This window comes from Massilia sp. IC2-477 (assembly GCF_020707265.1).
In the GTDB taxonomy this organism is placed as follows: domain Bacteria; phylum Pseudomonadota; class Gammaproteobacteria; order Burkholderiales; family Burkholderiaceae_D; genus Telluria.
In genome coordinates, this window is sequence record NZ_JAJFEQ010000005.1 from 178,937 (window position 1) to 201,539 (window position 22,603).

A 22,603-nucleotide genomic window follows, 5' to 3' on the forward strand; every position below is an offset into this window, starting at 1 on the left:
GATGAAGATGTCGAAGAACGCCTCCGCTAGTGCGCCGCTGGAGCCTCATCCGGGCCGGAACAGCGTCACATCGCCGCTCACGCGTCGGCTACCGAAAGACAGTGGCGATGTTGCCGCGGCCGCGGAGCTCGTGGCCCTTGGCTACCCGACGGTCGCGCCGGTCCTGCCGCATCTTTTTCAATGGCTGGAGACCAGCGGGTCGCCCGTCGAAATGGTGCTCCGCCCCTTCTTTTCGTCGCTGGGCGCGCCGGCGCGCGACCTGGCCTGCGAGGCGCTCCTTCGCCACAACAAGCCCGCGGTGAAGCACTGCCTGCTGCGTTACATCCTGCCGCACTGGCCCAGGGAAGTGCTCGTCACCCTGCCGCTGGAAGGCTACCTCTACTCCGGCGATGCGCATGGCCTGGATGTGTGGGCACTGAAACTGATGGTCGAAAAGCGCATCCCGACGCACGATGGGCTCCGGGGCCTGGCTGCGGCAAAGGCGTTCAAAACGGCCCACTACGAAGCGCTCCTGGCCGTACTCGACAAGCTGGAGCCGCCCGAGGACGACGCACGGGCACCCGCTTGACGCAGGTGCCGGCAGGGTTCCGCCTCAATCGATCAGCGTCTTCACCATCACCCGCCCATCCGGCAGCGGGCTTTCCTGGCGCAGCATCAGCTGGCTGCCCTTGGCAAACCAGAAGGTCGATTCGCTGCCCGGGCGGTTGTAGTCGGTCTTGAGCACCCAGCAGTCGACCGGACCGGCCGGGCCGGCAATGGTGGCCGAGCCGGTGACGCGGAAGCTGTAGCGCTGCGGCGGCGCCGTGCCGCCCGGATGGTAGAAGTTGATGCGCGCATCAAAGCTCTCGGCGAGCGGCAACGCCTGCAGGAGCTCGATGTCGGTCTCGAAGTTGTAGGTCGGCTCGCTCGACGCCACGTTCAGGTCCTTCTGCGTGTTGTCCGCCAGCTCGCGCATGCCGGTGATTTTGTCCGGTGCGAACACGAAGCCTTCGACCACGCGCTTGCCATCGCGCTCGCTGATGCGCTCGTGGCTCAGCGGGCGAAAGCTGCCGGTCTCGAACCAGGAATCGTAGGTGCGCACCGAGGGCGTGGGCAGCACGCCGTCCCAACGCTGGACGATGCGCATCAGCTTCTTGCCGTCGCGCTCCTCGAAGCGGATCTCGCGGGCCCAGATGTCGATCGGCTGGTTGGCGCCGCCAGGTGTGCGCATGAAGCGCAGGTAGTGGTGGGTGCCCGGCTTGAGCAGGGCAAAGCGCGGCAGCGGCGTGCCGACGTCCACGTTCTGGACGGCGGCGTGCGCGGACAGGGTCAGGGTGGTGGCGGCGAGGGCCAGCAGGCAATGGCGGATGGTGCGCATGGAATCTCCTTGGGGATACCGGACCGAGTATCGCCCCGCGTCATCCACCATGGCAACCGGAAATGGATATGCATGCGTCACCAATGCGGCATGCATGCTCACGCCGCCTGTGCGCGCCGCCAGAAGGCCAGCCGCGCGCCGAAGAACATCACCGCGATCCCTGACAGGATGCATAGCGCCGCCAGCAGCTTGGCGCCACCGATGGTTTCGCCGTAGACCAGGTGCGAGGTGAACAGGCCCGCCACCGGCACCAGCAGCGACAGCGGCGCGACCTGGCTCACCGGGTAGGTTTTCATCAGCGAATTCCACACCCAGTAGCCGAACAGCGTCGTCACCCAGGCCTGGAAGGCGATCGAGAACATGGCCTTTGGCCCCAGGTTCGTCGCCAGGCTGGCGAGCGGCGCCAGTCCCTTGACGCACAAGGTCAGGACAACCAGCGCCAGCGTCGCGAAAGCGCAGGCCCACACCAGGAAGGCGAACATGTCCGAAGGCCGCGCCTGGCGCACGATCACGTTGCAGACTGCCCAGGCAAACGCGGCGACCAGGATCAGCACCATGCCCCAGCTGCTCCCGCCGGCGTCGCCGGCCAACAGGATGATCGCCAGGCCGGCGCCGGCGATCGCCATTCCCAGCCACTGCTGCCTGCCGATGCGTTCGCCCAGCACGAGGCTGGCCAGGACGATGGTGAAGAAGGCGCTCAGCTGCAGCAGCAGCGAGGCCAGTCCGGCCGGCACACCCACGTGGATGCCGAGGTTGACGAGGCCCCACAGGCCGCCGCCGAACAGCGCGCCGTAGCCCGCCACGTAGCGCAGGCGGGTGCTGGGTCGCGGCACCAGCAGCACCAGCGGGAAAGCGCTCAGGGCGAAGCGCGCGCATGCGAGGGCGAAGGGATCGACGTCGGCCAGTCCGAGCCGGATCACCGAGAAGTTGGCGCCCCAGATCGCGGTAACGAGGATGCCGAGCAGGATGTGTTTGATAGCCATGGGAGTCTTTCTGGTCGAGGTGCGGTGCTACTCTACGAAGCTGTGGCGAAGGAGTCCAATCATTTTTCGGAGCCTGCATTCAGGATTGCTGATGTGTAGAATCCCGGGATAGCCACGTTCCGGAAAACCCCATGGACATCCACCAGCTCAAGTCATTGGTCACGATCGCCCGCTGCGGCACGGTCGCACGCGCGGCCGAGCTGCTGCACCTGAGCCAGCCGGCGATCAGCGCCCACATCAAGCAGCTCGAGGAAGAACTGCGGGTGCGCCTGTTCGAGCGCCACGCGCGCGGCATGAGCCTGACGGCGGCCGGCGAAGCCGTGTTCGAGCACGCCAAGCGCGCCCTGCACGCGGTCGACGCCATCCGCGACGAAGCCAATTCCCTGAACGGCGATGTGGCGGGAGAGCTGGTGATCGGCACCGTCAACGAGCCGGCCTTCCTGCGCCTGCCCGCGTTCCTGCGCCACATGCGCGAAGCCGCGCCCCACGTCGCGATCTCGCTGGTGCAGGCGACCTCGGGAGCGGTGTTGAAGAACATCGAGGACGGCGTGTTCGACGCCGGCTTCGTGGAAGGGAAGCTGGAAGGAACGGCGGTGGACGCCACCCTGCTCCAGCCGGTGGAATTCGTGGTCGGCTACCCGGCTGCCTGGCGCGAACGCATCCCAGCGGGCCCGGGCGCGTTGGCGACGGCGCTGGCCCTGCCCTGGATCGGCACATCAAGCGACTGCTCCTTCCACAAGCTCACCAAGTCGCTCTTCGCGCGCCATGGGCATGCCTTCACGCCGGCGCTGCGCACTGACGACGAGACGCTGCTGCTGGCAATGGTGGGACAGGAAGCCGGCCTCTCGCTGCTGCGGCGCGACATGCTGGATGCGCACGGCAAGGGCGACGTCTGCGCCCTCGAAGGCGTCGTGGTCGACGCCGGCATGCACTTCGTCACCGCCCAGTCGCCCGCCAAACCGGGCCTGCTGCGGGTGGCGCAGCGGGCAATCCGCCGCGCCTGGCCCGCTACATGACGGTGATGCTACTGGCCAGCTTCGCCATTCCGCCGGCAAACAGGCCGACGATCCTTCCCTGCTCCAGCTTCAGCTCGACCGTGATGCGCGAAGGCGAGGGCGTGGCCATGTAGGCGCCCTGCCTGATCAGCATCTCCGCTCGCTTGAGGCCCGCGCGGTCGTACAGGTAGCAGGCCAGCGGCCCGGCCGCCATGCCGGTCGCGGCTTCTTCCTCGATGCCATAGCAGGGCCCGAACATGCGGGCGGTGGCGGCGAACTCCCCATCGGTCGTGGCGAACACGTAGTAGCCGATCGCCCCGAAGGCCTCGCTGACCGCCGCGATTTCCTTCATATCCGGGCTCAGTTCGGCCAGTTGCGCTTCGCTTCGCACATGGACCAGCACGAAGCGGTTACCGGTGCCCACCACGCAGGGCGGCGCGGCGACACGTCCCGGCGTGAGGCCCAGGCTGGCCAGGATGCGGTTGGCGCTCACGCCAGGCGGGAAGATGGCCTCGTCAATGTAGGTCGGCGCCAGCTGCTCCATATAGGCCTCGCTACCCCGCAGGAAGATGCGCCGGGTGCCGTCGATCGTCTCTTTCGAACTCTCGGGACCCGTAACTAGTCCACGCTGGGCCAGCAGCGAAAAAGTGGCGATGGTCGCGTGGCCGCAGTGCGCGATCTGGCGGCTGGGCGTGAAGAACTCGAGCTTGATGCCGGCGACCTGCGAGCGCGAGACGAAGGCCGTTTCCGACAGGCCGACCAGCTGGGCGATGCGCAGCTTCTCGGCCGATGAGAGCGCATCCGCATCGAGCACCACGCCCGCCGGATTGCCGCCCTTCCCTTCGTCCACGAACGCGTTCACGATGTTGACGGTATGTGCCATGACTCCTCCTTGCTTGAATGAGTCGGCACTGTACGGGACCGGCTATGCACCGGTCCAATCAGCTTTGCGCAGCAGCCTTCAGGATTGCTGAAGGCCTTGGTCGTTCAGACCATGTCGGCGAAGCCCACCCGGTCGGTGGTGGCGTTGCGCGCATCCTCGACCCGCACCTTGTGCGACGCCAGCAGCCCCTCGAGCGAGGCGTTCATGGTGTGGCAGCCTGGATCGCGGCCGGCGTTCATGTGGGTGCGGATCGCGCCCACGTCGCCGGCTTCCAGCATGCGCATGATGGCCGGGCTCGGGGTCAGGCATTCGGTGGCCAGGTGGTAGCGGTTGCCCTCCACCGACGGCAGCAGCGCCTGGCACAGCACACCGCGCAGGGCGTGCGCCAGCGCCTGGGCCTGGGCTTCCGAGTTGCCGAGCAGGCGCAGCATCTTCTGCAGCCCCAGTTCGGTCGAGCGCGCGTGCAGCGTGGCCAGCACCAGCGGGCCAGATTCGGCCAGGGCCAGGGCTTCCTGCGCCGTTTCGGCGTCGCGGATCTCGCCGATCACGATCACGTCCGGGCGCTCGCGCAGGGCGTCCAGCGCGCCGAGGTAATAGCTGGCGACGTCGGCGTCCTCGCCCACTTCGCGCTGGGTGATGATGCACTTGCGCTGCGGGATCAGGGTCTCGACCGGGTCTTCGATGGTGATGATGTGGCCGGAGCGCTGCTTGTTGATCTCGTCGATCATCGACGCGATAGTGGTCGACTTGCCCTGGCAGGTATCGCCGATGATCAGCACCAGGCCGCTGGCCAGGCGCGCGAACTCCTGCTCGTCCTGCCACAGGCCCAGTTCCGACAGCGCCAGCGGCTCCTTCGGGAAGCGGCGGATCACGCAGCCCAAGCGCTTCTTGCCCTGGAAACTGAAGCAGTTGGCACGGATGCGCGCGGTATGCAGGTCGATCGAGCGGTCGAAGGCGCGCACCGTGATGCGTTCGGCCCAGTTGGGCTCGATGACGTCGAAGAATTCTTCCAGCTCTTCCTTGGTGATCGGCGAATCCGTCACCGCCACCAGCCCCTTCGGCTGGCGCAGCATCAGCGGGCTGTTCTGGTGGATGATGATGTCCGAGAACACCAGGCGCGAGTTCAGCAGGTGCAGGATCTGCTCGACCAGGGTCCCGAAGACCGGGTGGTCTTCGTTCTCGATGTAGGACAGGGTGGGGATCTGCGAGGACTGGTGGTATTCCATCTGGCCGGCACGTGGTAGAAGTTTAAACAGTGCTGGACATTATAGAACCATGCATATCCGAAATATTGCAAAAGTGAAAGAAAAATGTTTAGCGTGACATAGCTGCAACGATGCGGTCGCCGAACAGGGTGATCGCCACGCCCAGCGCCACCACGCAGGCCCCTGCCACCCGCACGCCGGAGACCTTCCTCACCGCCATGTTGACCAGGCCGAAGTGGTCGATTGCCATCGAGGTGATCAGCTGGCCAGCGATCACCAGCACGATCAGACTCAGCAAGCCGATGCGCGGCGCCAGGAACACGGTCCCGAACACGAAGGCCGCGCCCAGGAAGCCGCCGGCGAATTTCCACGCCGGCTGGCTCGCGAGTGCGACGAAGCTCGGCCCCAGGCCGCCGCGCGAGAGCGCCACGCCGGCCAGCACGATGGTGCCGCAGCCGAAGGACACCAGGGCGGCGACTACGGAATTGGCGCCGATCGAGGCTGCCAGCTGGGTGTTCACGGCCGCCTGGACCGACATGGCCATGCCCACGCAAAAGGCCATCAACAAGAGAATCAGGTTCATCGCTATCTCCACCGGCACGCTGCCGGGGCAAAAAGCGCACGATTCTAGTGCAAACCGGCGCTTCGCGATAGCCGTACCGTACACGGGGTGGATGACGGCTTGTCCCGCCTGCCGTGCAGTTCAGTGGCCCGGCACTGCACTTCGTCGCACGGACGATGCGCCGGACGCGGCATTGCCCTAGCATGGCCACATCGACAATTTGCCCTCAAGGAGACACCCATGCACAAGACCTCCCGCAGCACCACTGCCCTGCGCGGCATCGTCCTCGCCGCCGTCCTCGCCTGCGCCGCCGCCCCTTCGATGGCGGAAGGCTGGTCCTTTTTCGGCGGCGAAACGGTTCAGGGTAGCGGCGCCGTCAAGCGCCAGGCGCGTCAGGTAGCGAACTTCAAGGGCCTGGCCTTCGAGTTGCCTGGCAAGCTGGAACTGCGCCTGGGCGACAGCGAAGGCGTCACGATCGAGACCGACGACAACCTGCTGCCACTGGTCGAGACCGTGGTGGAAAACGGCACCCTGAAGATCCGCCCGTCCAAGCGCAACATGAACCTGCGCACCAAAAACCTGCGGGTGGTGGTCAGCGCACGCCAGATCGAACGGCTGTCGCTGGGCGGCTCGGGGACGATCGATGCCGACGTCCTGCGCGCGCCGCGCCTGGACATCAGCCTGGGCGGCTCGGGCGAGGTCAATGTGGGCAAGCTGGACAGTGAGCAGGCAGTGGTCACCCTGGGCGGCAGCGGCGACTTCAAGGCCAGCGGCGGCAGCGCACGCAAGCTGTCGGTGTCGATCGGCGGCTCGGGCACCGTGGACATGGGACGGGTGCAGTCCGACAGCGTCAGCATCAACGTGGCCGGCTCGGGCGAAGCGACCGTGTGGGCGCGCCAGGAGCTGAGCATGTCGATCGCCGGCTCGGGCGACGTCAACTACTATGGCGACCCGCGCGTGAGCAAGTCGGTGGTGGGTTCCGGCGATGCGCACCGGATCGCGGCGGCGCCCCGCTGATTAGATGGAATTGTAGGGTGGGCGGGTCTCCCGCCCACGCCGTCAACCACGGCACTGTTAGTGGCCGCTGTGCGCGCTGTAGGTCAGCGGCCGCACCGGCACGCTCACCTTCACGTCCTGGCGCTTGCCCGCCGCATCCTGGACCTGCAGGGTCAGGTCCACGTTCTCCCCTTCCTTCACCTGGCGCTTCAGGTCCATCAGCATCACGTGGTAGCCGCCGCTGGCCAGGTTGACCGCCTTCCCGGCCGGCAGCTCGATCGCATCCACGCGGCGCATGCGCATGGTCTGGCCTTCCATCGCCATCTCGTGCAGCTCGGCGCGGCCGGCGATGTCGGTCTGCACGCCGACCAGGCGCGCGGGCGCGGCGGACTGCACGCGCATGAAGGCGCCGGTCACCTTCTGGGCCGGTACGGTGGCGCGGATCCAGGGGTCGGACACGCTGACCTGGGCGAACACGGAGGCGGACAGCAGGCTGCCGGCGAACAGGGCGAGAATCTTGGCTTTCATGGCGACCAATGTGAGAGATTGAACGGGAATTATAGCGTCAGGGTCCGCCGCGCAGGTATTCGCGCTCGACCAGCACGGTGTCGACGCCGTCGGTCAGCCATACCTGGCCATCCTGGATCGTGCACTGCAGCTGCATGTTCCGTTTCGCCATCTTCTCCAGCTGGACGCTGGCCTCGTTCGGGATGTTCACGACCGAGACGTTCTTCGCCCGGTCGATCTGCTTGTTGACGCCCTTGAACCAGATGTCGCTGGTGGCGCTGTAGCTGTACACGACCACCTTTTCCGAGCGGCCGGCGGCCTTGAGCAGGCGCTTGTCGTCGGGCTGGCCGACCTCGATCCAGGTCTGGATGGCACCGGTCAGGTCCTTCAGCCACATGGCCGGCTCCTCGACGTCGAACAGGTCCTTGGTGAACACCAGCGCCGGGTCGGCGTGCAGCGCGAAGGCCAGCACGCGGATCATCACACGCTCGTCGGTCTCGGACGGGTGGCGCGCGATGGTCAGGCTGTGGTCGCCGTAGTAATTGCGGTCCATGTCGGCAATCGACAGGTCGGCCTTGTAGATGGTTGCTTTGAGAGCCATGGGTGAAGTGCGGTCTGAACGTGAACCCGCTATTGTCGCACGGCCCGGCACGGCGGGGGGAGAGGATGTATAGTCACGCTGATCACTATTGATGGAGACACGCATGACCAATGCATTCCCCCCGAACCAGCAGTTCCGCCTTGCCGCCCGCCCGCTCGGCCTGCCGAGGAACGAAGACTGGCAGTTCCACGAAGAGGCGGTTCCCGAAGCACAGGACGGCGGCATCGTCGTCAAGGTGCTGTACCTGTCGCTCGACCCGGCCATGCGCGGCTGGATGAACGAGGGCAAATCCTACATCCGCCCGGTGGCGATCGGCGAAGTGATGCGCGCCGGGGGTCTGGGCATCGTGGTGGCCTCGCGCTCGCCGCGCTTCGCGGTGGGCGACTACGTCGCGGGCGGCACCGGCGTGCAGCGCTATTGGTCCGGCCCGGCCGACGACAAGACCGCCGCCTTCACTAAAATCGACCCGGCCGCCGCCCCGCTCACGGCCTGGCTCAACACCCTCGGCATGCCCGGCATGACCGCCTTCTTCGGCCTGCGCGAGATCGGCCAGCCAAAGCCGGGCGAGACCGTGGTGGTCTCGGGCGCGGCCGGTGCGGTCGGCATGACAGTCGGCCAGGTGGCGAAGAAGATGGGCTGCCGCGTGGTCGGCATCGCCGGCGGCGAAGACAAGTGCCGCTTCGTGGTCGAGCAGCTCGGCTTCGACGCCTGCATCGACTACAAGGCGGGCTCGGTCCACGCCGGCCTGAAGGAGCACTGCCCGCAGGGCGTGGACGTCTATTTCGACAACGTCGGCGGCGACATCCTGGACGCCGTCCTCACCCGCATCAACATGAAGGCGCGCATCGTCATCTGCGGCGCGATCTCGCAGTACAACGCCACCAGCCAGGTCAAGGGGCCGGCCAACTACCTGTCGCTGCTGGTGAACCGCGCGCGCATGGAAGGGATGGTGGTGTTCGACTACGCGCCGCGCTATGCCGAGGGCGTGGCCACGCTGGCAGGCTGGATGCAGGAAGGCAGCGTCAAGAGCACGGAATACGTGGTGGACGGCTTCGAGCGCTTCCCCGAGGCGCTCCTGATGCTGTTCGAAGGCAGGAACCTGGGCAAGCTGGTGCTCAAGGTGGCCGACGCCTGATTCGCCCCGCCTGGCACGGCCGGGAGCGCTACTCCCGGCCCACCTCTTGATCCGCGCCGCCTGCCATTCACATTCGCTGAACTTATCCTCATATAGCGCGTCTACGTCGATTTAGCCTGCCTAAATCGTTGCGAGGTGAACATGGCTCAGTTACCACAATCGGCCACCGGCCTGGCCGACCCAGGCGCGCGGGGGTAGCGCCATGCCTGCGCACGACGCCCCCGCCCCCGAGCCGCCCGGCGGCATCCTGGCCCAGCTGCGCGCCGACCACGCCCACGTACGCGCCCTGTTCCACGCCTTCGCGATGCTCGACCGCGAACAAGAGGCCGAGCGCGAACGCGTGGTCGACGACCTGTGCGACGCGCTCGCCATGCACGCCCTGCTCGAGGACGAACTGTTCTACCCGGTGCTGCGCGCTGCGGTCGACGACAAGCTGCTCGAGGACGCGGCGCTGGAACACGACAGCATGCGCGAGCTGGTCGAGCAGCTCGAATCCCTGTTCCCCGACGATGCGTATTTCGACGTCAGCGTGGCCGTGCTGGCCGACGAAGTCGAGCGCCACGTCGCCTTCGAGGAAAACCTGCTGTTCCCGGCGCTGGCCCGCTCCGGCGCCGACCAGCTGGCGCTGGGACTGCGGCTGCACGCGCGCCGCGCCGAGCTCGAAACGAGCCTGCTTGACCAGCCCCCGGCCATCGACGGCTGCGAGCCGCGCGGGCTGCTGCACGGCGCGACCGGACGGCTGCGCGAACGGCGCTCGCGGCCACGCTAGCGCCGGTCCCGGCGTGAAGGAACTAACGCTCCAGCCTTCCCTCTAAACGGCACGAGCGCATCCATAAGGCGCTCGCGGGTTCCCGATCGAAGACTTTGACCACCTCAGGGCACACAAGGAGAGCGACATGGCGACAAGCAAAGAGAACGGCAAGGGCAACGCCCAGAAGAGCGGCGGACAGCCCGCCAAGCGCGGTTTCGCGGCGATGGACCAGAACCAGCAGCGCGAGATCGCCAGCAAGGGCGGACAGGCGGCGCACCAGAAGGGCACCGCACACGAGTTCGACTCCGAAGAAGCACGCCGCGCCGGCCAGAAAGGCGGCGAGGCAGTCAGCCGCAACCGCGCGCACATGGCCGACATCGGACGCAAGGGCGGCGAAAGCCGCCAGTCGGCACAGCGGGCAGCGGCAGCGGCCAAGAACACCGGCAACCGGCAGGGAGAAAAGGAAAGCTGACAAGCCTTCCCTCGATCCAAGCAGCGTGGCATTCACACCACGGCGCCGAGGGGCGCCGTCTACCCGGGGGGCAATCGCACAGGCCTCGACCGTCCTCGTGCTACATTGCGCCCCCTATGCGCAAACTTCCCTACCTCACCGCCTACCCCGAGCACCTGCTGGCCCAGGTCGGCCAGCTGATCGACGCCGGCCAGCTCGGCGACGTCCTCCTGCAGCGCTATCCCGCGGCGCACGGCATCCGTACCGACAAGGCGCTCTACGGCTACGTGCAGGAACTGAAGGACGATTACCTGCGCCAGGCCGATCCCGTATCCAAGGTCGCCTTCGACAGCAAGATCCACGTGGTGCAGCATGCGCTCGGCCTGCACACCGCCGTCTCGCGCGTGCAGGGCAGCCGCCTCAAGGCCAAGCGCGAGATCCGTATCGCCAGCGTGTTCCGTGACACCCCGCTCCCCTTCCTGCGCATGATCGCCGTGCACGAACTGGCCCACCTCAAGGAAAAGGAACACGACAAGGCCTTCTACAAACTGTGCTGCTGGATGGAGCCGGCCTACCACCAGCTCGAATTCGACCTGCGGCTCTACCTCACCTGGCTCGACCTGGGCGGCCGCCGCTTATGGAGCGAAGAAGCGGCCTGAACGGCGCAGCAGTCTGTTCAAGTTCTTTCGTTGCCATCAAACAACAACGATTGTCAGATTGATTCGTTGCCTTTTGTAAATATCTCGACTTTCATTGTTGCGTTAGGTAAAGTCTGGACGTCGCATGCCCGTGCGGGCAGCCCTCGCTCTTCCGTGCCGTTCCGGCCGCAATCTGACATCATGGCGTACCAGTTTACTTTCTCCGGCAATCCCCTTCCGGCTGCCCTGCGTGGCGGCGTGCTTGCCTGCGGCCTGCTGGCCACCGCGGCCACCGCGGCCGCCGACGCGGCGGACGCCGCCGCGCCAAGCTGGAAGTTCTCCGGCTTCGGCACGCTGGGGGCGGTGCACGCCAGCGTGCGCGACGCCGACTTCACGTCGACGGTCATGCGCGCCAACGGCGCCGGCCGCAGTGAGCGCTGGAGCCCCGACGTGGATAGCCGCCTGGGCGCCCAGCTCGACCTGGCGCTGGGACGCTGGTCGGGCGTGCTGCAGGTGGTCAGCGAACAGAATTTGGAAGGCAACTACCGGCCGCGCGTCGAGTGGGCCAACATCAAATACCAGGCGAGCCCGGACCTGGCGCTGCGCATCGGCCGCATCGCGCTGCCGGTGTTCCTGGCGGCCGACTACCGCAAGGTCGGCTACACCATGCCCTGGATCCGTCCGCCGGTCGAAGTCTATGGCGCCCTGCCAATCTCCAGCAGCGACGGCGTCGACGCCACCTGGCGCTGGAGCGTCGGCGACACCCGTCACGCCACCCAGGCCTTCTTCGGCCGCACCGACAGGCACCTGTACCTGGACCGCCGGCTGGAAGCGCACGGCATCGCCGGCCTGTCGCACGGGATCGAGCACGGCCCGCTGAGCGTGCGCCTGTCGGCGCTCACCGCGCACCTGACGACCGGGATCGGCACCGAGGTCTTCACCGCCCTGCGCGCCTTCGGTCCGCAGGGCCAGGCGCTGGCCGCGCGCTACGCGATCGAGCACAAGCGCGTGAGCATGGCCAGCGCCGGCTTCAGCTACGATCCGGGCCAGTGGTTCGTGAGCGCCGAGGCCGGCCACGCCCACACCCATTCTCTCCTGGGCAGGACCAGCACCATGTATGCCGGCGGCGGCTACCGCTTCACCACCCTGACGCCCTACCTGGGCTTTTCCAAGGTGCGCGCCCATGGCGCCACCCGCGATCCCGGCCTGCCGCTGGCCAGCCTGCCGCCGCAGGCACGCCCGCTGGCGGCCGCGCTCAATGCCGGACTGAACATCTACCTCGCAACGATTCCAATCCAGACCACGGTCAGCACCGGGATGCGCTGGGACCTCGCAACCGATGCTGCGCTGAAGCTCCAGTACGACCGCGTCCGCCCGACCGACGGGTCGCGCGGCACCCTCATCAATACGCCGTTCAGCTTCCGCTTCGGCCAGACCGTGCACGTGGCAAGCGTCGCGCTCGACTTCGTGTTCTGAGGCGGACAATGGCAATCCGCATCCGACACCTGGCGGCCGCCGCCGCCCTGCTGCTGGCGCAGGTGGCGCCTGGTACCGCGTCGGCCGAACTGGTCGTGATCGTCTCGGCGCGCAATCCGCTGCCGGCGCTGTCCGGCGACCAGGTCGCCGCAATCTTCCTCGGCCAGGCAGGTCGCTTTCCCGACGGCCTCGAGGCGGTCGCGCTCGACCAGCGCCTCGGCACGCTGGAGCGCAACCAGTTCTACGCCCAGGTCACCGGCAAGTCGCCGGCCCTGCTCAAGGCGCACTGGTCGAAGATGGTCTTCACCGGCCGCGGCCAGCCGCCGCGCGAAGCCGCCGACAGCGCCGCGGTGCGCCGCATGGTGGCCGACAACCCGTCGATGATCGGCTACATCGACCGCGCCGCGCTCGACGCCAGCGTGCGCCCGGTGCTGATACTGCGCTGAGCCCATGGACACCCTCGCCCCTTCCGTCCCTGCCCAGCCGCCGGAGCGCCGCACGCGCCGCACGGCGCTGGTGCGCTGGCTCGGGCGCGGCCTGGAAACCCACATCTCCCTGCCGCTGTTCGCGCTGCTGCTGGTGGCCGCGCTCTGGAGCGCGGCCCTGCACATGATCCGCGCCGAAGAGCGCGCAGCGCACGAAGCGGCCGGGGAAGCCACCCGCGAACTGGTGGACACCTACGAAGCCCAGATGGCGCGCAGCCTGAGCGGCATCGACCAGACCCTGCGCGTGCTGCAGTACGCGGTCGAGATGAACGGCCCCGGCGCCGCCCTGGAAGCGATGAGCGCCAAGGGCCTGCTGCCGCCCGGCCTGGTGTTCCAGGTGGCGCTGGTCGGCGCTGATGGACGCGTCCTGGCCAGCAATCCGCACACGCGCATCGGCGGCGACGTCTCGCGCGCCACCTGGTTCACCTGGCACCGCGAACACGACCGCGACCTTCCTTTCGTGAGCCAGACCATCGGCCGGCGCGAGCCGCACGTGGTGTTCTCGCGCCGCATCGAGGACGGCGCCGGCCGCTTCGCCGGGGTTGCCACGGTGGCGCTCGACCCGGCCTATTTCACCAGTTCCTACGAGCGGTCGCGCCTGGGCGAACACGGCCTGCTGGGCGTCACCGGCAGCGACGGCGTGGTGCGCGCGGCGCGCAGCGGCGAATACGTGTCCTGGGGCCAGCGCCTGGACCTGGACCAGGCCGACCGCGTGCGACTCACCCCGAGCGCCATCGACGGCGAGCTGCGCTACACCAGCACGCGCGCCCTGGGCGGCTTCCCGCTGGTGGCGGTGGTGGGGCTGTCCGAGGCCGAGCAGATGGCCGAGTTCCGCGCCCGCCGTCGCACCTGGCTGCTGGCCGCAAGCGCCGGCACCGCAGTCCTGATCCTGCTCGTGACCCTGGTCAGCGCCTGGTCCTGGCAGCTGGCCAAGGCGCGCCGGCGCGAGCGGCTGGCGCAGGAAACCTATGCTGCCGCCTCCGAAGGCAGCCTGGACGCCTTCTTCGTGCTGCGCACCGTGCGCAACGACAGCGGCGCGGTCATCGACTTCCTGGTCGAGACCACCAATACCCGCGCCGAACAGCTCACCGGCCTGCCCAAGGCGCACATGGAGGGCAAGCACATGTCGGTGCTGCTGCCCAGCTACCTGGGCCTGGGCGTGTTCGCCGACCTGGCGGCAGTCGCCAGCGACGGCGTGGCGCGCGAAGCCGAATGGCTGGCGGAGCTCGCGCCAGTTTTGAACCGCTGGCTGCACCGCCAGATCGTGCCGGTCGAAGGTGGCGTGGTGGCGATCGTGCGCGACATCACCGAACGCAAGCTGGCCGAGCAGCGCATCCGCCACCTGGCCCACCACGACGAGCTGACCGGGCTGCCGAACCGCAGCCTGCTGCGCGACCGCCTCGGCCAGGCCATCCGCGACGCCGAGCGCAAGGGCAACGCGGTCGGCCTCGCCTTCATCGACCTGGACGGCTTCAAGCTGGTCAACGATGGCCTCGGCCACAACGCCGGCGACGAACTGCTGAAGGTGGTGGGCGAGCGCATGGTGCGCTGCCTGCGCCGCAACGACACCCTGGCGCGCTTCGGCGGCGACGAATTCGTGATCCTGCTGCCCGACCTGTCGGGCGACCCGATGGCGATCACGCCACTGCTGGAAAAGGTGCGCCAGGCCGTCACCGAACCGGTCGAGGTCGGGGGCCAGGAAGTGCAGGTCAGCTGCAGCATGGGGGTCGTGCTCTACCCACGCGACGGCGGGGACGCCAACACCCTGATGATGAACGCTGACGCCGCCATGTACCGCGCCAAGGAGAACAAGGACAGCTTCCAGTTCTACGCCAGCGAGATGAACGCCAGCGTGGAAGAGAAGCTGGTGCTGCTGGAAGGCATGCGCAGCGCGCTGGAAGCCTGCGGCGATCCCGCCCGCGGCGACGGCGCCGGCCAGTTCCAGCTGCTGTACCAGCCGAAGCTCGACCTGCGCAGCGGCCGCATGTTCGGGGTCGAGGCCCTGATCCGCTGGAACCACCCCGAGCAGGGCATGATCTCGCCGCTGCGCTTCATCGGCCTGGCCGAAGAGAGCGGCCTGATCGTGCCGCTGGGCGAATGGGTGCTGCGCACCGCCTGCGCCCAGGCCCAGGCCTGGCGCGCGGCCGGCTTGCCGCCCCTGAGCATCTCGGTGAACGTGTCGGCCCGCCAGTTCGAGGAAAAGCGCCTGGTCGAGCGCATCGCCGGCGCCCTGCAGGATAGCGGCCTGCCGCCCGCCTGGCTGGAGATCGAGGTCACCGAAAGCTCGATCATGCGCGACCTGGGGCGCGCGGTGGACAAGATGCGCGAATTGAAAAACATGGGCCTGTCGCTCTCGATCGACGACTTCGGCACCGGTTACTCCAGCCTGTCGGCCCTCAAGTCCTTCCCGATCAGCCGCCTGAAGATCGACAAGAGTTTCGTGCGCGACCTGGCTGACAGCCCGGATGACCAGGCCATCGCGATGGCCGTGATTTCGCTCGGCCACAAGCTGAACCTGCGCGTCATCGCCGAAGGCGTCGAAACCGAACAGCAGCGCGCCTTCCTGCGCGCCAACGACTGCGACGAGATGCAAGGTTACCTGTTCAGCCGCCCGGTGCCGCCGGAACGCATCGCCGAACTGCTGGCCGCGGCACCGCCCGTCCCCAATCACCCGCTGGAGCTGCCATGACCCTGCTGCGCCGCCTCGCTGTCCTGCTGATCGGTAACGACCCCGGCCTGCGCCGGATGCTGCAGTACTGGGGTGCGACCTGCATCCTGTACGTGGCTTGCATCGTGCTGCTGCTGGCCCAGGTGGCCGAGGGAATGACGGACCCGGTGGCGGCGCACCGGCTGATCGGCTACGGCGGCTGCGGCGCGGTCTGCTTCTACCTCCTGATCCGGGCCAGTGGCCGCATCGGCCTCAGGCCCGACCAGCTGGCCGTGTCGCAGGCCGTGTTTTCGCTGGTGTGCAGCATGGTGGCGTATGCGATCTCCGGACCGCTGCGCACGGCCATGCTGGTAATGACAGTGGTGGTGATCGTGTTCTGCATGTTTGCCGCCCGTCCGCGCCAGACCCTGCTGCTGGCGGTCGTGGCGCTGGCCGGCATGGGCGGCACCATGTTCTGGCTGCAGGCGACCGACCCGGCGCATTTTCCGCCGGTGACCGAGGCGATTACCTTCGGCTACCTGGCCGGCGCCCTGCTCTCCACCTCGGTGCTGAGCGTCGAGATGAGCAAGCTGCGTTCGCGCCTGAAACAGCGCCGCATCGAGCTGAGCGAAGCGCTCGACACGATCCGGGTACTGGCCACGGTCGACGACCTGACCTCGCTGGTGAACCGGCGCCACATGCACGAAGTCCTGGCGGCCGAGGAGCGGCGCCAGCCGGAAGGCCGCGGCAGCTGCATCGCCCTGCTCGACATCGACTTCTTCAAGCGGGTCAACGACCAGTACGGTCACGCCGCCGGCGACGCCGTGCTGCGCAGCTTCTCGACCACTGCGCGCTCCTGCCTGCGCGCCAACGACGTGCTGGCGCGCTGGGGCGGCGAGGAATTCCTGCTGCTGCTGCCCGACGCCACGCTGGACGACGCGCGCATGGTGCTGGAGCGGATGGCCGAGCGCGTGCACACCATGCCGGTGCCGGGCGTGGAAAAGCGCCGCATCAGCTTCTCGGCGGGCCTGGCCGCCCGCGGCGCAAGCGAGCCCTTCGCCGATGCGATCAGCCGCGCCGACAAGGCGCTGTACCAGGCCAAGGAGGCCGGGCGCGACCGCATCGTGCTGGCCTGAAGGCCGGCATCGGCCCAGCCATTATCGTGCGGCGGCCGCACATGCGCTTTGCTAGCATGGCGGCATGGCAATCAATGTACTGTTGGTCGACGACCTGATGCTCGACGTGGCCCTGACCCGGCGCGCGATGGAGGAATGCAGCATTGCGCACCGCATCGTGGTGGCGGCCGATGGTGAGGAAGCGCAGCGCCTGGCCGGCGAGGCGGCGTTCGACCTGCTGCTGGTCGACATCAAGATGCCGCGCGTCGACGGCTTTGAACTCATGCAGCGCCTGCGCGAACGCGCCGGCCTGCCCCTGCCCGTGATCGTCCTGTCCGGATCGTCCCTGTTCACCGACCGTGCCCGCGCCGAGGAGCTGGGCGCGATCGAATACGTCCACAAGGCGCTCGACTTCGGCGAGTTCCGGCACGCGCTCAAGGCCGCCCTGGGGCGGCACGGCTTCTGCTAGGGCCTAGGCCTTCAGCAGACGCGGCAAGCCCTTGCCCCGCACCAGGTCCGGGAACAGCGCGCGCGCCACCTTGCCCGGCTCGACCCGGAAGGTTTCGGCGCAGACCTGGGCGATCAGGGTATCCAGGCCCAGGGTCGGGCGCAGGTCGCGGCCCTCCAGCAGGTCGGCGGGTCGCAAGCCCGGCCAGTCGGCCAGTACCCGTCCGCCCTGCACCGCGCCGCCCGCCAGCATCGCCGCCGCACCGGTGCCGTGATCGGTGCCGCCGGTGCCGTTGGCGGCCGCGGTGCGCCCGAACTCGGTCGCGACCAGCACCACGGTCTGGTCCCACACCGGCCCCAGGCCTTCGCGCAGGCCCTTGACCAGCTCGTCCAGGTTGCGCAGCTGGCCCGAAAGGCGGCCGTTCTGGCCGCTGTGCGTGTCCCAGCCGCCGGTCTCGATCATGGCGATGCGCGGGCCATCCGACCGCGCCAGGAAGCCGGCCGCCATCCGCCCGGTGTCTTCCGGCTTCTGGCCGCCCTTGCGTCCATCCAGGCCGCCCGCCATGCCGCGCGCGGCGAGCGCCGCCGACCACAACGCGTGCAGCTGCGGATCGCCCGCGTAGAGCTGGGCCACGCGCCCCATCAGGTCTTCGTTCGGCTCGGGCAGCCCGGATGGGGCGTAGGACGCCACAGGCAAGGCGCCGCGCAGCGCCTGCGGCACCGTCGGCGCGAACGCGATCGCCTCTTTCCCGCGCGGCGACAGGAGGCCGGCCATGCGGTTCATCCAGCCGTCCTTCAAGGCATACGGCGCGCTGCCGCCGGTCTCCAGGATGTTCTGGCCGTCGAAGTGCGAGCGCTCGCGGTAGGGCGAGGCGACCGCATGGAAGAAGCTGGCCTGGCCGGCCTGGTACAGGGCGCCCAGCCCGGACAGCGACGGATGCAGCGCGAACGTGCCGTCGAGCCTGATGGCGCTCTCCGGCTCGATCGCAAGCGCTCCGCGCAGTTCCGCATAGGCCGGATCGGCGTAGGGAATCACCGTGTTCAGGCCATCGGCCGCGCCGCGCTGGATGATGAAGACGAAACGGCGCTCGGTGGGCAAAGCGGCCTGGGCGAAGGCCACGCGCGGGGCCGCCGCGAGGCTGGCCACCCCGGCCAGGAAAGCACGTCGGTGCAAAGCCATCTTACCTCCTCAGGAAGTCGGGGGAAGCCAGCAGCAGCGCCAGCGCCGTGGCCGGGCTGTCGGAACGGGCGATGGCCTGGCGCGTGCCCTCGGCTAGGCCGGGCAGCACGCTTGGCGCCAGGCGCCGCGCATCGACGCTGGCGCCTGCCTGGGCGCCGAAGCGCTGCGCCACCTCGACCCGGCGCAGCAGCGCATCGGGGGCGGCCCAGGCGCCGGCACCGTCGCCCCAGCCGGCGGGCGAGCCGGGACGCCAGACCGGCTGGCCCAGCTGGTTCATCAGGTTGGCCGCCTGCTGCGGGGGCATCTCGCGGCGCTCGAGCGCGCGCAGGCTCGACACCGCCCAGTCCCAGGGCGACTTGAACTTGCCGGGACCCGGGGCCCAGGCTTCCTGCGCCAGCACCAGTTCGCGGTAGACGCTGGGCAGGTCGCCACCGGTCTTTCTGAAAGCGGCGGCCAGGCGCAGCACCAGGCTGGCGGGCGGCTCGTCGGCGACGAAATGGCGCGCCAGCTTGAGCGCGATGTGCTCGGCCGTGCTGGGCGCCGCGGCCAGGTCGCGCAGGATGGCGCGCGCCTGCTCCTCGCCGCCGGCCGCGTAGCTGCGCCCCAGCACGCGGCGCTCGCCCGGTTCGTGCTGGTAAGGCGCGAAGCGGAACGGCGCCACGTCGTCCGCGACCGGCGCCTTGTCGCCGTCGTCGGGCAGGGTCCAGCCGGTGAGCGCGCGCGCAAGCTCGGTAACATCCTGCTGGGTGTAGCCGCTGCGCACCCCGAGCGTATGCAGTTCGAGGATTTCGCGCGCCAGGTTTTCGTTCAGGCCCACGTTGTTGCGCTGGCGCTGGCGGGCGCGCACCCCGGCCGGGCTGTCCGGGCCGGTGGAACGGGCCTGGTCCAGGAACACCAGCATGGCCGGATGGCGCACCGCGGCCAGCAGCAGGTCTTCGAAGCGGCCCAGGATGTGGGGACGGATGGCGTCGGCCTCGAAGCTGCCGGCCAGTCCCGTCACCGGGTTCTTGTCGACCGAGACGGCGAAGTGATTGGACCAGAAATGCACCAGGCGTTCGGCAAACGGCGTGGGCGTCTGGAGGGCGCTGGCGACGCGCGCACCGATGGCGACGCGATACGCCTCCTGCTCCCTCTTGCGCCAGGCCTCGCGCACGGCGCTGCGCCCATCCTCGGGGCTTCTGCGTATTTCGCGCTGCTGGGCAACCCATTCGGCGGCGACGCGGCTGCTGCGCGGGATGGGACGCCAGGGCGCGGGCAAGGGGTCATAGGCGTCGAACTGGGACAGCAGCCAGCGGCGCGGGTCGGCAGGCGGCTGCTCGCCGGGGCGGGCGCCCAGGCCGAAGCGGTTCAGGGCAATCGATTCAGGAAGCATGGGCGGGGCCTTCGCTGCAGGGCTTGCGGTCGCGGGAACGTATGCACATCCTCCTATTCCCGGCTCGGCCTGGAATAGTTCCAACTTTTTTCAAACTACCATGCCCTGCCCCTGGGCCGCGCCGGCGCCTCAGGCGCCGCTGCGCAGGCTGCGGATCAAGGCATCCGGATCGGCCTCGACCCGCATCAGGCCAAGGTGCTCGGGACGCACGAATCCTTCTGCGCTCTGGTGGCGCACGAAAGCCACCAGGCCGTCCCAGAAGCCGCCCGCGTTGAGCAGGCCGACCGGCTTGGCGTGGATCCCGAGTTGGGCCCAGGTCAGCATCTCGAACAGTTCTTCCAGCGTGCCCATCCCGCCCGGCATGGCGATGAAGCCTTCCGACAGTTCGGCCATCATCGCCTTGCGCTCGTGCATGTCCTTCACCACGAACAGGCGGGTCAGGCCGGCATGGCCGACTTCGCGCTCGACCAGGGCCTTGGGGATCACACCGGTGGCTTCGCCACCCAGACGCAGCACTTCATCGGCGATCACGCCCATCAAGCCGACCTTGCCGCCGCCGTAGACCAGGCCGATGTTGTGATCGACTAGGGCGGCGGCCAAGGCGCGCGCGGCATCGGTGTAGAGAGGGTTGACGCCGTGCGAGGCGCCGCAATAGACGGCCAGGGTCTTCATCGTAAAACCGGATAAATGATGTAAATCGTTACAGGAAATCGGCGCCGGGCTTCGCCTCGGCGGACAGCTTCTTGAGGTATTCCTCGGACAGCTTCTCGAACAGCAGGCGGGTGTCGCCGCGCAGGTAAGGGCCGACCATCGACAGCACCTGGTAGCAGCCGCGCGCCAGCGCGTCGGCGATCGCCTGCTGCTCGCTGTACTTGCGCGGATTGCGCACGTATTCGTAGGACAGCCAGTAGGTCGCCACCACCACCATGTTGGTCGCCATGGCGCCGATCTGCTGGTCGGAGGCTTCCAGCGAGCCTTCGCTGCGCAGGTCCTCGCACAGCTGGCGCGCCACCTTGATCTTGTGGGCCAGGATCGCCTTGAAGTGCAGCTCCAGCTTGCGGTTGCGCGACAGCAGGTCGTTCAGGTCGCGGTAGAAGAAGCGGTAGCGCCAGATCAGTTCGAACATCAGGTGCAGGTAGAGCCACACGTCTTCCATGTTCGAGCGGCGCCCGGCCGGCACGGTCAGGATGCGCTCGATCTCCATCTCGAACTGGACGAAGATGGAGTTGACGATGTCGTCCTTGTTCCTGAAGTGATAGTACAGGTTGCCGGGCGAGATATTCATCTCCTCGGCGATGACCGTCGTCGTGATGTTCGGCTCGCCGAACTCGTTGAACAGCCTGAGCGAGAGCTCGAGGATGCGTTCGCGGGTCCGGCGCGGAGCTTTTTGTTGCATGAAGGGCGAAGTTTGTGATTCCAGCCGCGAGGATAACACCAAATGCTGTCAATGAGACAGCATCGCGGCGGGCTTCACGCCCCTTCGTCCTCGTCGGCCGGGCCAGGCTTCGGTGCGCGCCGCGTGCGTTTCTTCTGCGTGTCGCTTGCGGGCAGGCGCCCGGCCAGCTCGGCCAGCATCATTTCCAGTTCGTCGACGCGGCGCCGCAGCGCCTCGACCTCGCTGGCGGCGGGCACGCCGATGGTGGCCAGGGCACGCGCCACGCGCTCCTCGAACACCTGTTCCAGCTTGCCCCAGGAACCGCTGCTGCGCCGGGCCGCGCGCTCGGCGGCGCGCGCCACAGTGCCGGTGGCTTCTTCGACTTCGCGCGCACGCCGGGCCAGCACGCTGCCGTCGCGCACCAGGCGCGTGAACGAGCGGCCGCCCTCGCCCGCTTCCTGGGCCTTGGCAAAGGCCCCGAGTCCCGCCTGCCAGATCTGCTGGGCCGACGTCCGCACGGCTCTGGCCAGCGCTTCGTCGTCGTCCTCTACGGGGAGTTTCTTGCTCATGTCCGTTCCTCGTTTTCCTCGTGCGGCCATTGTAGGCAGGCACGGTAGAACGGGGCTTCTAAAGGCGCTGTCAGCGCCCGCGCTTCATTCGCGGGAGCGGCTGCGCTGCAGCGCAAGCGCCGCGCGGACGTGTTCGCGCAAGCTGGCCGCCGATACCGGCTTGGCGTAGTGGGCGTCGGCCAGGCCCGCTTGCAGCGCGGCCTCGATCTCGGCCAGGTCCTGCTGGCCGCTGAGCATCAGACGCACCGTGCGCGGGTGGCGCGCGGCCACCTGCGTCATGAGCTCGGTACCGCGCATGCCGGGCATGTCCTGGTCGCACAGGATCACCTCGACCGGTTCGCGCGCCAGCAGCGCCAGCGCGTCAGGCCCGGACGACGCGCTGAGCACGCGCAGCGGCTCGTCGCCGAGCATGTCGGCCAGCACCGCCAGCATGAAGGCATCGTCGTCGACCAGCAGCACGGTCGGCCGCGCCGGCTGCGCTGGCGGCGGCGCGGCGGGCAGGAAGGCTTCGAGTTCGGCCACGAAGCTGTCCGGTTCGATCGGTTTGCTGATGTAGCCGTCGAAGCCGGCCGCCAGCACCTTTTCGCGGTCGCCGGCCATCGCCAGCGCCGTCACGGCCAGCACCGGGATGCCGGACAAGGCCGGTTCGGCCTTGAGCGCGGCCAATACCGCGAAGCCGTTCATGTCGGGCAGGTTGACGTCGCAGGCGACGAGATCAGGGGGTGTGCTGCGGGCAGCAGCAAGGCCCCGCGCGCCGTCAGGGGCACTGACGGCGGTGTGGCCATAGGCGGTGAGCAGAAACGCCATCAGCTCAACGTTGGCTGGGTTGTCTTCGATGATCAGGATGCGGGCCACGTGGGCGCTCCAGTTTTC

25 protein-coding genes are annotated in these 22,603 nt (G+C 68.3%); 12 read left to right on the top strand and 13 right to left on the bottom strand.

The window, feature by feature from the left end; genetic code table 11:
* Position 1 precedes the first annotated feature (1 nt).
* Positions 2-568, top strand: a complete 567-nt coding sequence (locus LK542_RS12035) for a hypothetical protein (protein WP_227812094.1) — start codon at positions 2-4, stop codon at positions 566-568.
* A 24-nt stretch (positions 569-592) separates the two neighbouring features.
* Here LK542_RS12035 and LK542_RS12040 read toward each other — a convergent pair whose 3' ends face one another.
* Together LK542_RS12040 and LK542_RS12045 are read right to left on the bottom strand one after the other, a co-directional pair.
* Positions 593-1,357 carry a DUF3108 domain-containing protein gene (locus LK542_RS12040; RefSeq protein ID WP_227812095.1) on the bottom strand — a complete coding sequence of 255 codons (765 nt, stop codon included), beginning with the start codon at positions 1,355-1,357 and terminating at the stop codon, positions 593-595.
* Between the two features lie 98 nt (positions 1,358-1,455).
* Positions 1,456-2,340 carry an EamA family transporter gene (locus tag LK542_RS12045; RefSeq protein WP_227812096.1) on the bottom strand — a complete coding sequence of 295 codons (885 nt, stop codon included), beginning with the start codon at positions 2,338-2,340 and terminating at the stop codon, positions 1,456-1,458.
* Between the two features lie 131 nt (positions 2,341-2,471).
* Between LK542_RS12045 and LK542_RS12050 the strand changes: the two genes are divergently transcribed.
* A complete protein-coding gene (locus LK542_RS12050; RefSeq protein ID WP_227812097.1) occupies positions 2,472-3,356 on the top strand; it encodes a LysR family transcriptional regulator in 885 nt (294 codons plus the stop codon).
* On the opposite strand, the gene LK542_RS12055 is transcribed toward LK542_RS12050, so the two are convergent.
* The 3 genes from LK542_RS12055 to LK542_RS12065 form a co-directional block, all read right to left on the bottom strand.
* Positions 3,349-4,218: a PhzF family phenazine biosynthesis protein gene (locus tag LK542_RS12055; RefSeq protein WP_227812098.1), complete on the bottom strand. Its 870-nt coding sequence runs from the start codon at positions 4,216-4,218 to the stop codon at positions 3,349-3,351. The genes LK542_RS12050 and LK542_RS12055 overlap by 8 nt on opposite strands.
* A 104-nt stretch (positions 4,219-4,322) precedes the next feature.
* Complete coding sequence (locus LK542_RS12060) at positions 4,323-5,444, bottom strand: type IV pilus twitching motility protein PilT (RefSeq protein WP_227800785.1); 1,122 nt, start codon at positions 5,442-5,444, stop codon at positions 4,323-4,325.
* Positions 5,445-5,532: 88 nt separating this feature from the next.
* Positions 5,533-6,006 carry a DMT family transporter gene (locus LK542_RS12065; RefSeq protein WP_227800784.1) on the bottom strand — a complete coding sequence of 158 codons (474 nt, stop codon included), beginning with the start codon at positions 6,004-6,006 and terminating at the stop codon, positions 5,533-5,535.
* Positions 6,007-6,225: 219 nt separating this feature from the next.
* Between LK542_RS12065 and LK542_RS12070 the strand changes: the two genes are divergently transcribed.
* Positions 6,226-7,002 carry a head GIN domain-containing protein gene (locus LK542_RS12070; RefSeq protein ID WP_227812099.1) on the top strand — a complete coding sequence of 259 codons (777 nt, stop codon included), beginning with the start codon at positions 6,226-6,228 and terminating at the stop codon, positions 7,000-7,002.
* Positions 7,003-7,059: 57 nt separating this feature from the next.
* On the opposite strand, the gene LK542_RS12075 is transcribed toward LK542_RS12070, so the two are convergent.
* Positions 7,060-7,509 carry a copper chaperone PCu(A)C gene (locus LK542_RS12075; protein ID WP_227812100.1) on the bottom strand — a complete coding sequence of 150 codons (450 nt, stop codon included), beginning with the start codon at positions 7,507-7,509 and terminating at the stop codon, positions 7,060-7,062.
* Between the two features lie 37 nt (positions 7,510-7,546).
* Positions 7,547-8,089, bottom strand: coding sequence for a YaeQ family protein (locus tag LK542_RS12080; RefSeq protein ID WP_227800781.1), 543 nt, complete (start codon positions 8,087-8,089; stop codon positions 7,547-7,549).
* Positions 8,090-8,192: 103 nt separating this feature from the next.
* Here LK542_RS12080 and LK542_RS12085 point away from each other — a divergent pair, with 103 nt between their 5' ends.
* The 9 genes from LK542_RS12085 to LK542_RS12125 all read left to right on the top strand — a co-directional run bounded on the left by LK542_RS12085 (position 8,193) and on the right by LK542_RS12125 (position 17,256).
* Positions 8,193-9,224, top strand: a complete 1,032-nt coding sequence (locus LK542_RS12085) for an NADP-dependent oxidoreductase (protein WP_227800780.1) — start codon at positions 8,193-8,195, stop codon at positions 9,222-9,224.
* A 202-nt stretch (positions 9,225-9,426) separates the two neighbouring features.
* Positions 9,427-9,993 (top strand): hemerythrin domain-containing protein, encoded by a 567-nt coding sequence (locus LK542_RS12090; protein WP_227812101.1) that lies wholly within the window; start codon positions 9,427-9,429, stop codon positions 9,991-9,993.
* Between the two features lie 127 nt (positions 9,994-10,120).
* Complete coding sequence (locus LK542_RS12095; RefSeq protein WP_227800778.1) at positions 10,121-10,447, top strand: KGG domain-containing protein; 327 nt, start codon at positions 10,121-10,123, stop codon at positions 10,445-10,447.
* A gap of 116 nt (positions 10,448-10,563) precedes the next feature.
* Positions 10,564-11,085, top strand: a complete 522-nt coding sequence (locus LK542_RS12100; protein WP_227812102.1) for a M48 family metallopeptidase — start codon at positions 10,564-10,566, stop codon at positions 11,083-11,085.
* A 180-nt stretch (positions 11,086-11,265) separates the two neighbouring features.
* Positions 11,266-12,540, top strand: a complete 1,275-nt coding sequence (locus tag LK542_RS12105) for a hypothetical protein (protein ID WP_227812103.1) — start codon at positions 11,266-11,268, stop codon at positions 12,538-12,540.
* Between the two features lie 8 nt (positions 12,541-12,548).
* Positions 12,549-12,986, top strand: a complete 438-nt coding sequence (locus tag LK542_RS12110) for a phosphate ABC transporter substrate-binding protein (protein WP_227800775.1) — start codon at positions 12,549-12,551, stop codon at positions 12,984-12,986.
* Between the two features lie 4 nt (positions 12,987-12,990).
* Entirely contained in the window at positions 12,991-15,714 is a 2,724-nt protein-coding gene (locus LK542_RS12115) for an EAL domain-containing protein (RefSeq protein ID WP_227812104.1), read from the top strand.
* Positions 15,711-16,808 (top strand): diguanylate cyclase, encoded by a 1,098-nt coding sequence (locus LK542_RS12120; protein WP_227812105.1) that lies wholly within the window; start codon positions 15,711-15,713, stop codon positions 16,806-16,808. The genes LK542_RS12115 and LK542_RS12120 overlap by 4 nt, the downstream gene beginning before the upstream one ends.
* Positions 16,809-16,872: 64 nt before the next feature.
* Positions 16,873-17,256 carry a response regulator gene (locus LK542_RS12125; protein ID WP_227800772.1) on the top strand — a complete coding sequence of 128 codons (384 nt, stop codon included), beginning with the start codon at positions 16,873-16,875 and terminating at the stop codon, positions 17,254-17,256.
* A gap of 3 nt (positions 17,257-17,259) precedes the next feature.
* Here LK542_RS12125 and LK542_RS12130 read toward each other — a convergent pair whose 3' ends face one another.
* From LK542_RS12130 to LK542_RS12155, 6 genes are all read right to left on the bottom strand, one after another.
* Entirely contained in the window at positions 17,260-18,414 is a 1,155-nt protein-coding gene (locus LK542_RS12130; RefSeq protein WP_227812106.1) for a DUF1501 domain-containing protein, read from the bottom strand.
* A 1-nt stretch (position 18,415) separates the two neighbouring features.
* Positions 18,416-19,786 (bottom strand): DUF1800 family protein, encoded by a 1,371-nt coding sequence (locus LK542_RS12135; protein WP_227812107.1) that lies wholly within the window; start codon positions 19,784-19,786, stop codon positions 18,416-18,418.
* A 129-nt stretch (positions 19,787-19,915) separates the two neighbouring features.
* Entirely contained in the window at positions 19,916-20,458 is a 543-nt protein-coding gene (locus LK542_RS12140) for a TIGR00730 family Rossman fold protein (RefSeq protein WP_227801136.1), read from the bottom strand.
* A gap of 28 nt (positions 20,459-20,486) precedes the next feature.
* A complete protein-coding gene (locus tag LK542_RS12145; RefSeq protein ID WP_227800769.1) occupies positions 20,487-21,182 on the bottom strand; it encodes a TetR/AcrR family transcriptional regulator in 696 nt (231 codons plus the stop codon).
* A 74-nt stretch (positions 21,183-21,256) separates the two neighbouring features.
* On the bottom strand, positions 21,257-21,730 hold the full coding sequence (locus LK542_RS12150; RefSeq protein ID WP_227812108.1) for a phasin family protein: 474 nt from the start codon (positions 21,728-21,730) through the stop codon (positions 21,257-21,259).
* 84 nt (positions 21,731-21,814) lie between these two features.
* On the bottom strand, positions 21,815-22,585 hold the full coding sequence (locus LK542_RS12155) for a response regulator (protein WP_227812109.1): 771 nt from the start codon (positions 22,583-22,585) through the stop codon (positions 21,815-21,817).
* Positions 22,586-22,603: the final 18 nt, after the last annotated feature.

What these genes read in the sequence shown, in the direction of transcription:
- LK542_RS12035 (WP_227812094.1), top strand. Translation starts at nt 2, where the DNA reads ATGAAGATGTCGAAGAACGCCTCCGCTAGTGCGCCGCTGGAGCCTCAT.
- LK542_RS12040 (WP_227812095.1), bottom strand. Translation starts at nt 1,357, where the DNA reads ATGCGCACCATCCGCCATTGCCTGCTGGCCCTCGCCGCCACCACCCTG.
- LK542_RS12045 (WP_227812096.1), bottom strand. Translation starts at nt 2,340, where the DNA reads ATGGCTATCAAACACATCCTGCTCGGCATCCTCGTTACCGCGATCTGG.
- LK542_RS12050 (WP_227812097.1), top strand. Translation starts at nt 2,472, where the DNA reads ATGGACATCCACCAGCTCAAGTCATTGGTCACGATCGCCCGCTGCGGC.
- LK542_RS12055 (WP_227812098.1), bottom strand. Translation starts at nt 4,218, where the DNA reads ATGGCACATACCGTCAACATCGTGAACGCGTTCGTGGACGAAGGGAAG.
- LK542_RS12060 (WP_227800785.1), bottom strand. Translation starts at nt 5,444, where the DNA reads ATGGAATACCACCAGTCCTCGCAGATCCCCACCCTGTCCTACATCGAG.
- LK542_RS12065 (WP_227800784.1), bottom strand. Translation starts at nt 6,006, where the DNA reads ATGAACCTGATTCTCTTGTTGATGGCCTTTTGCGTGGGCATGGCCATG.
- LK542_RS12070 (WP_227812099.1), top strand. Translation starts at nt 6,226, where the DNA reads ATGCACAAGACCTCCCGCAGCACCACTGCCCTGCGCGGCATCGTCCTC.
- LK542_RS12075 (WP_227812100.1), bottom strand. Translation starts at nt 7,509, where the DNA reads ATGAAAGCCAAGATTCTCGCCCTGTTCGCCGGCAGCCTGCTGTCCGCC.
- LK542_RS12080 (WP_227800781.1), bottom strand. Translation starts at nt 8,089, where the DNA reads ATGGCTCTCAAAGCAACCATCTACAAGGCCGACCTGTCGATTGCCGAC.
- LK542_RS12085 (WP_227800780.1), top strand. Translation starts at nt 8,193, where the DNA reads ATGACCAATGCATTCCCCCCGAACCAGCAGTTCCGCCTTGCCGCCCGC.
- LK542_RS12090 (WP_227812101.1), top strand. Translation starts at nt 9,427, where the DNA reads ATGCCTGCGCACGACGCCCCCGCCCCCGAGCCGCCCGGCGGCATCCTG.
- LK542_RS12095 (WP_227800778.1), top strand. Translation starts at nt 10,121, where the DNA reads ATGGCGACAAGCAAAGAGAACGGCAAGGGCAACGCCCAGAAGAGCGGC.
- LK542_RS12100 (WP_227812102.1), top strand. Translation starts at nt 10,564, where the DNA reads ATGCGCAAACTTCCCTACCTCACCGCCTACCCCGAGCACCTGCTGGCC.
- LK542_RS12105 (WP_227812103.1), top strand. Translation starts at nt 11,266, where the DNA reads ATGGCGTACCAGTTTACTTTCTCCGGCAATCCCCTTCCGGCTGCCCTG.
- LK542_RS12110 (WP_227800775.1), top strand. Translation starts at nt 12,549, where the DNA reads ATGGCAATCCGCATCCGACACCTGGCGGCCGCCGCCGCCCTGCTGCTG.
- LK542_RS12115 (WP_227812104.1), top strand. Translation starts at nt 12,991, where the DNA reads ATGGACACCCTCGCCCCTTCCGTCCCTGCCCAGCCGCCGGAGCGCCGC.
- LK542_RS12120 (WP_227812105.1), top strand. Translation starts at nt 15,711, where the DNA reads ATGACCCTGCTGCGCCGCCTCGCTGTCCTGCTGATCGGTAACGACCCC.
- LK542_RS12125 (WP_227800772.1), top strand. Translation starts at nt 16,873, where the DNA reads ATGGCAATCAATGTACTGTTGGTCGACGACCTGATGCTCGACGTGGCC.
- LK542_RS12130 (WP_227812106.1), bottom strand. Translation starts at nt 18,414, where the DNA reads ATGGCTTTGCACCGACGTGCTTTCCTGGCCGGGGTGGCCAGCCTCGCG.
- LK542_RS12135 (WP_227812107.1), bottom strand. Translation starts at nt 19,786, where the DNA reads ATGCTTCCTGAATCGATTGCCCTGAACCGCTTCGGCCTGGGCGCCCGC.
- LK542_RS12140 (WP_227801136.1), bottom strand. Translation starts at nt 20,458, where the DNA reads ATGAAGACCCTGGCCGTCTATTGCGGCGCCTCGCACGGCGTCAACCCT.
- LK542_RS12145 (WP_227800769.1), bottom strand. Translation starts at nt 21,182, where the DNA reads ATGCAACAAAAAGCTCCGCGCCGGACCCGCGAACGCATCCTCGAGCTC.
- LK542_RS12150 (WP_227812108.1), bottom strand. Translation starts at nt 21,730, where the DNA reads ATGAGCAAGAAACTCCCCGTAGAGGACGACGACGAAGCGCTGGCCAGA.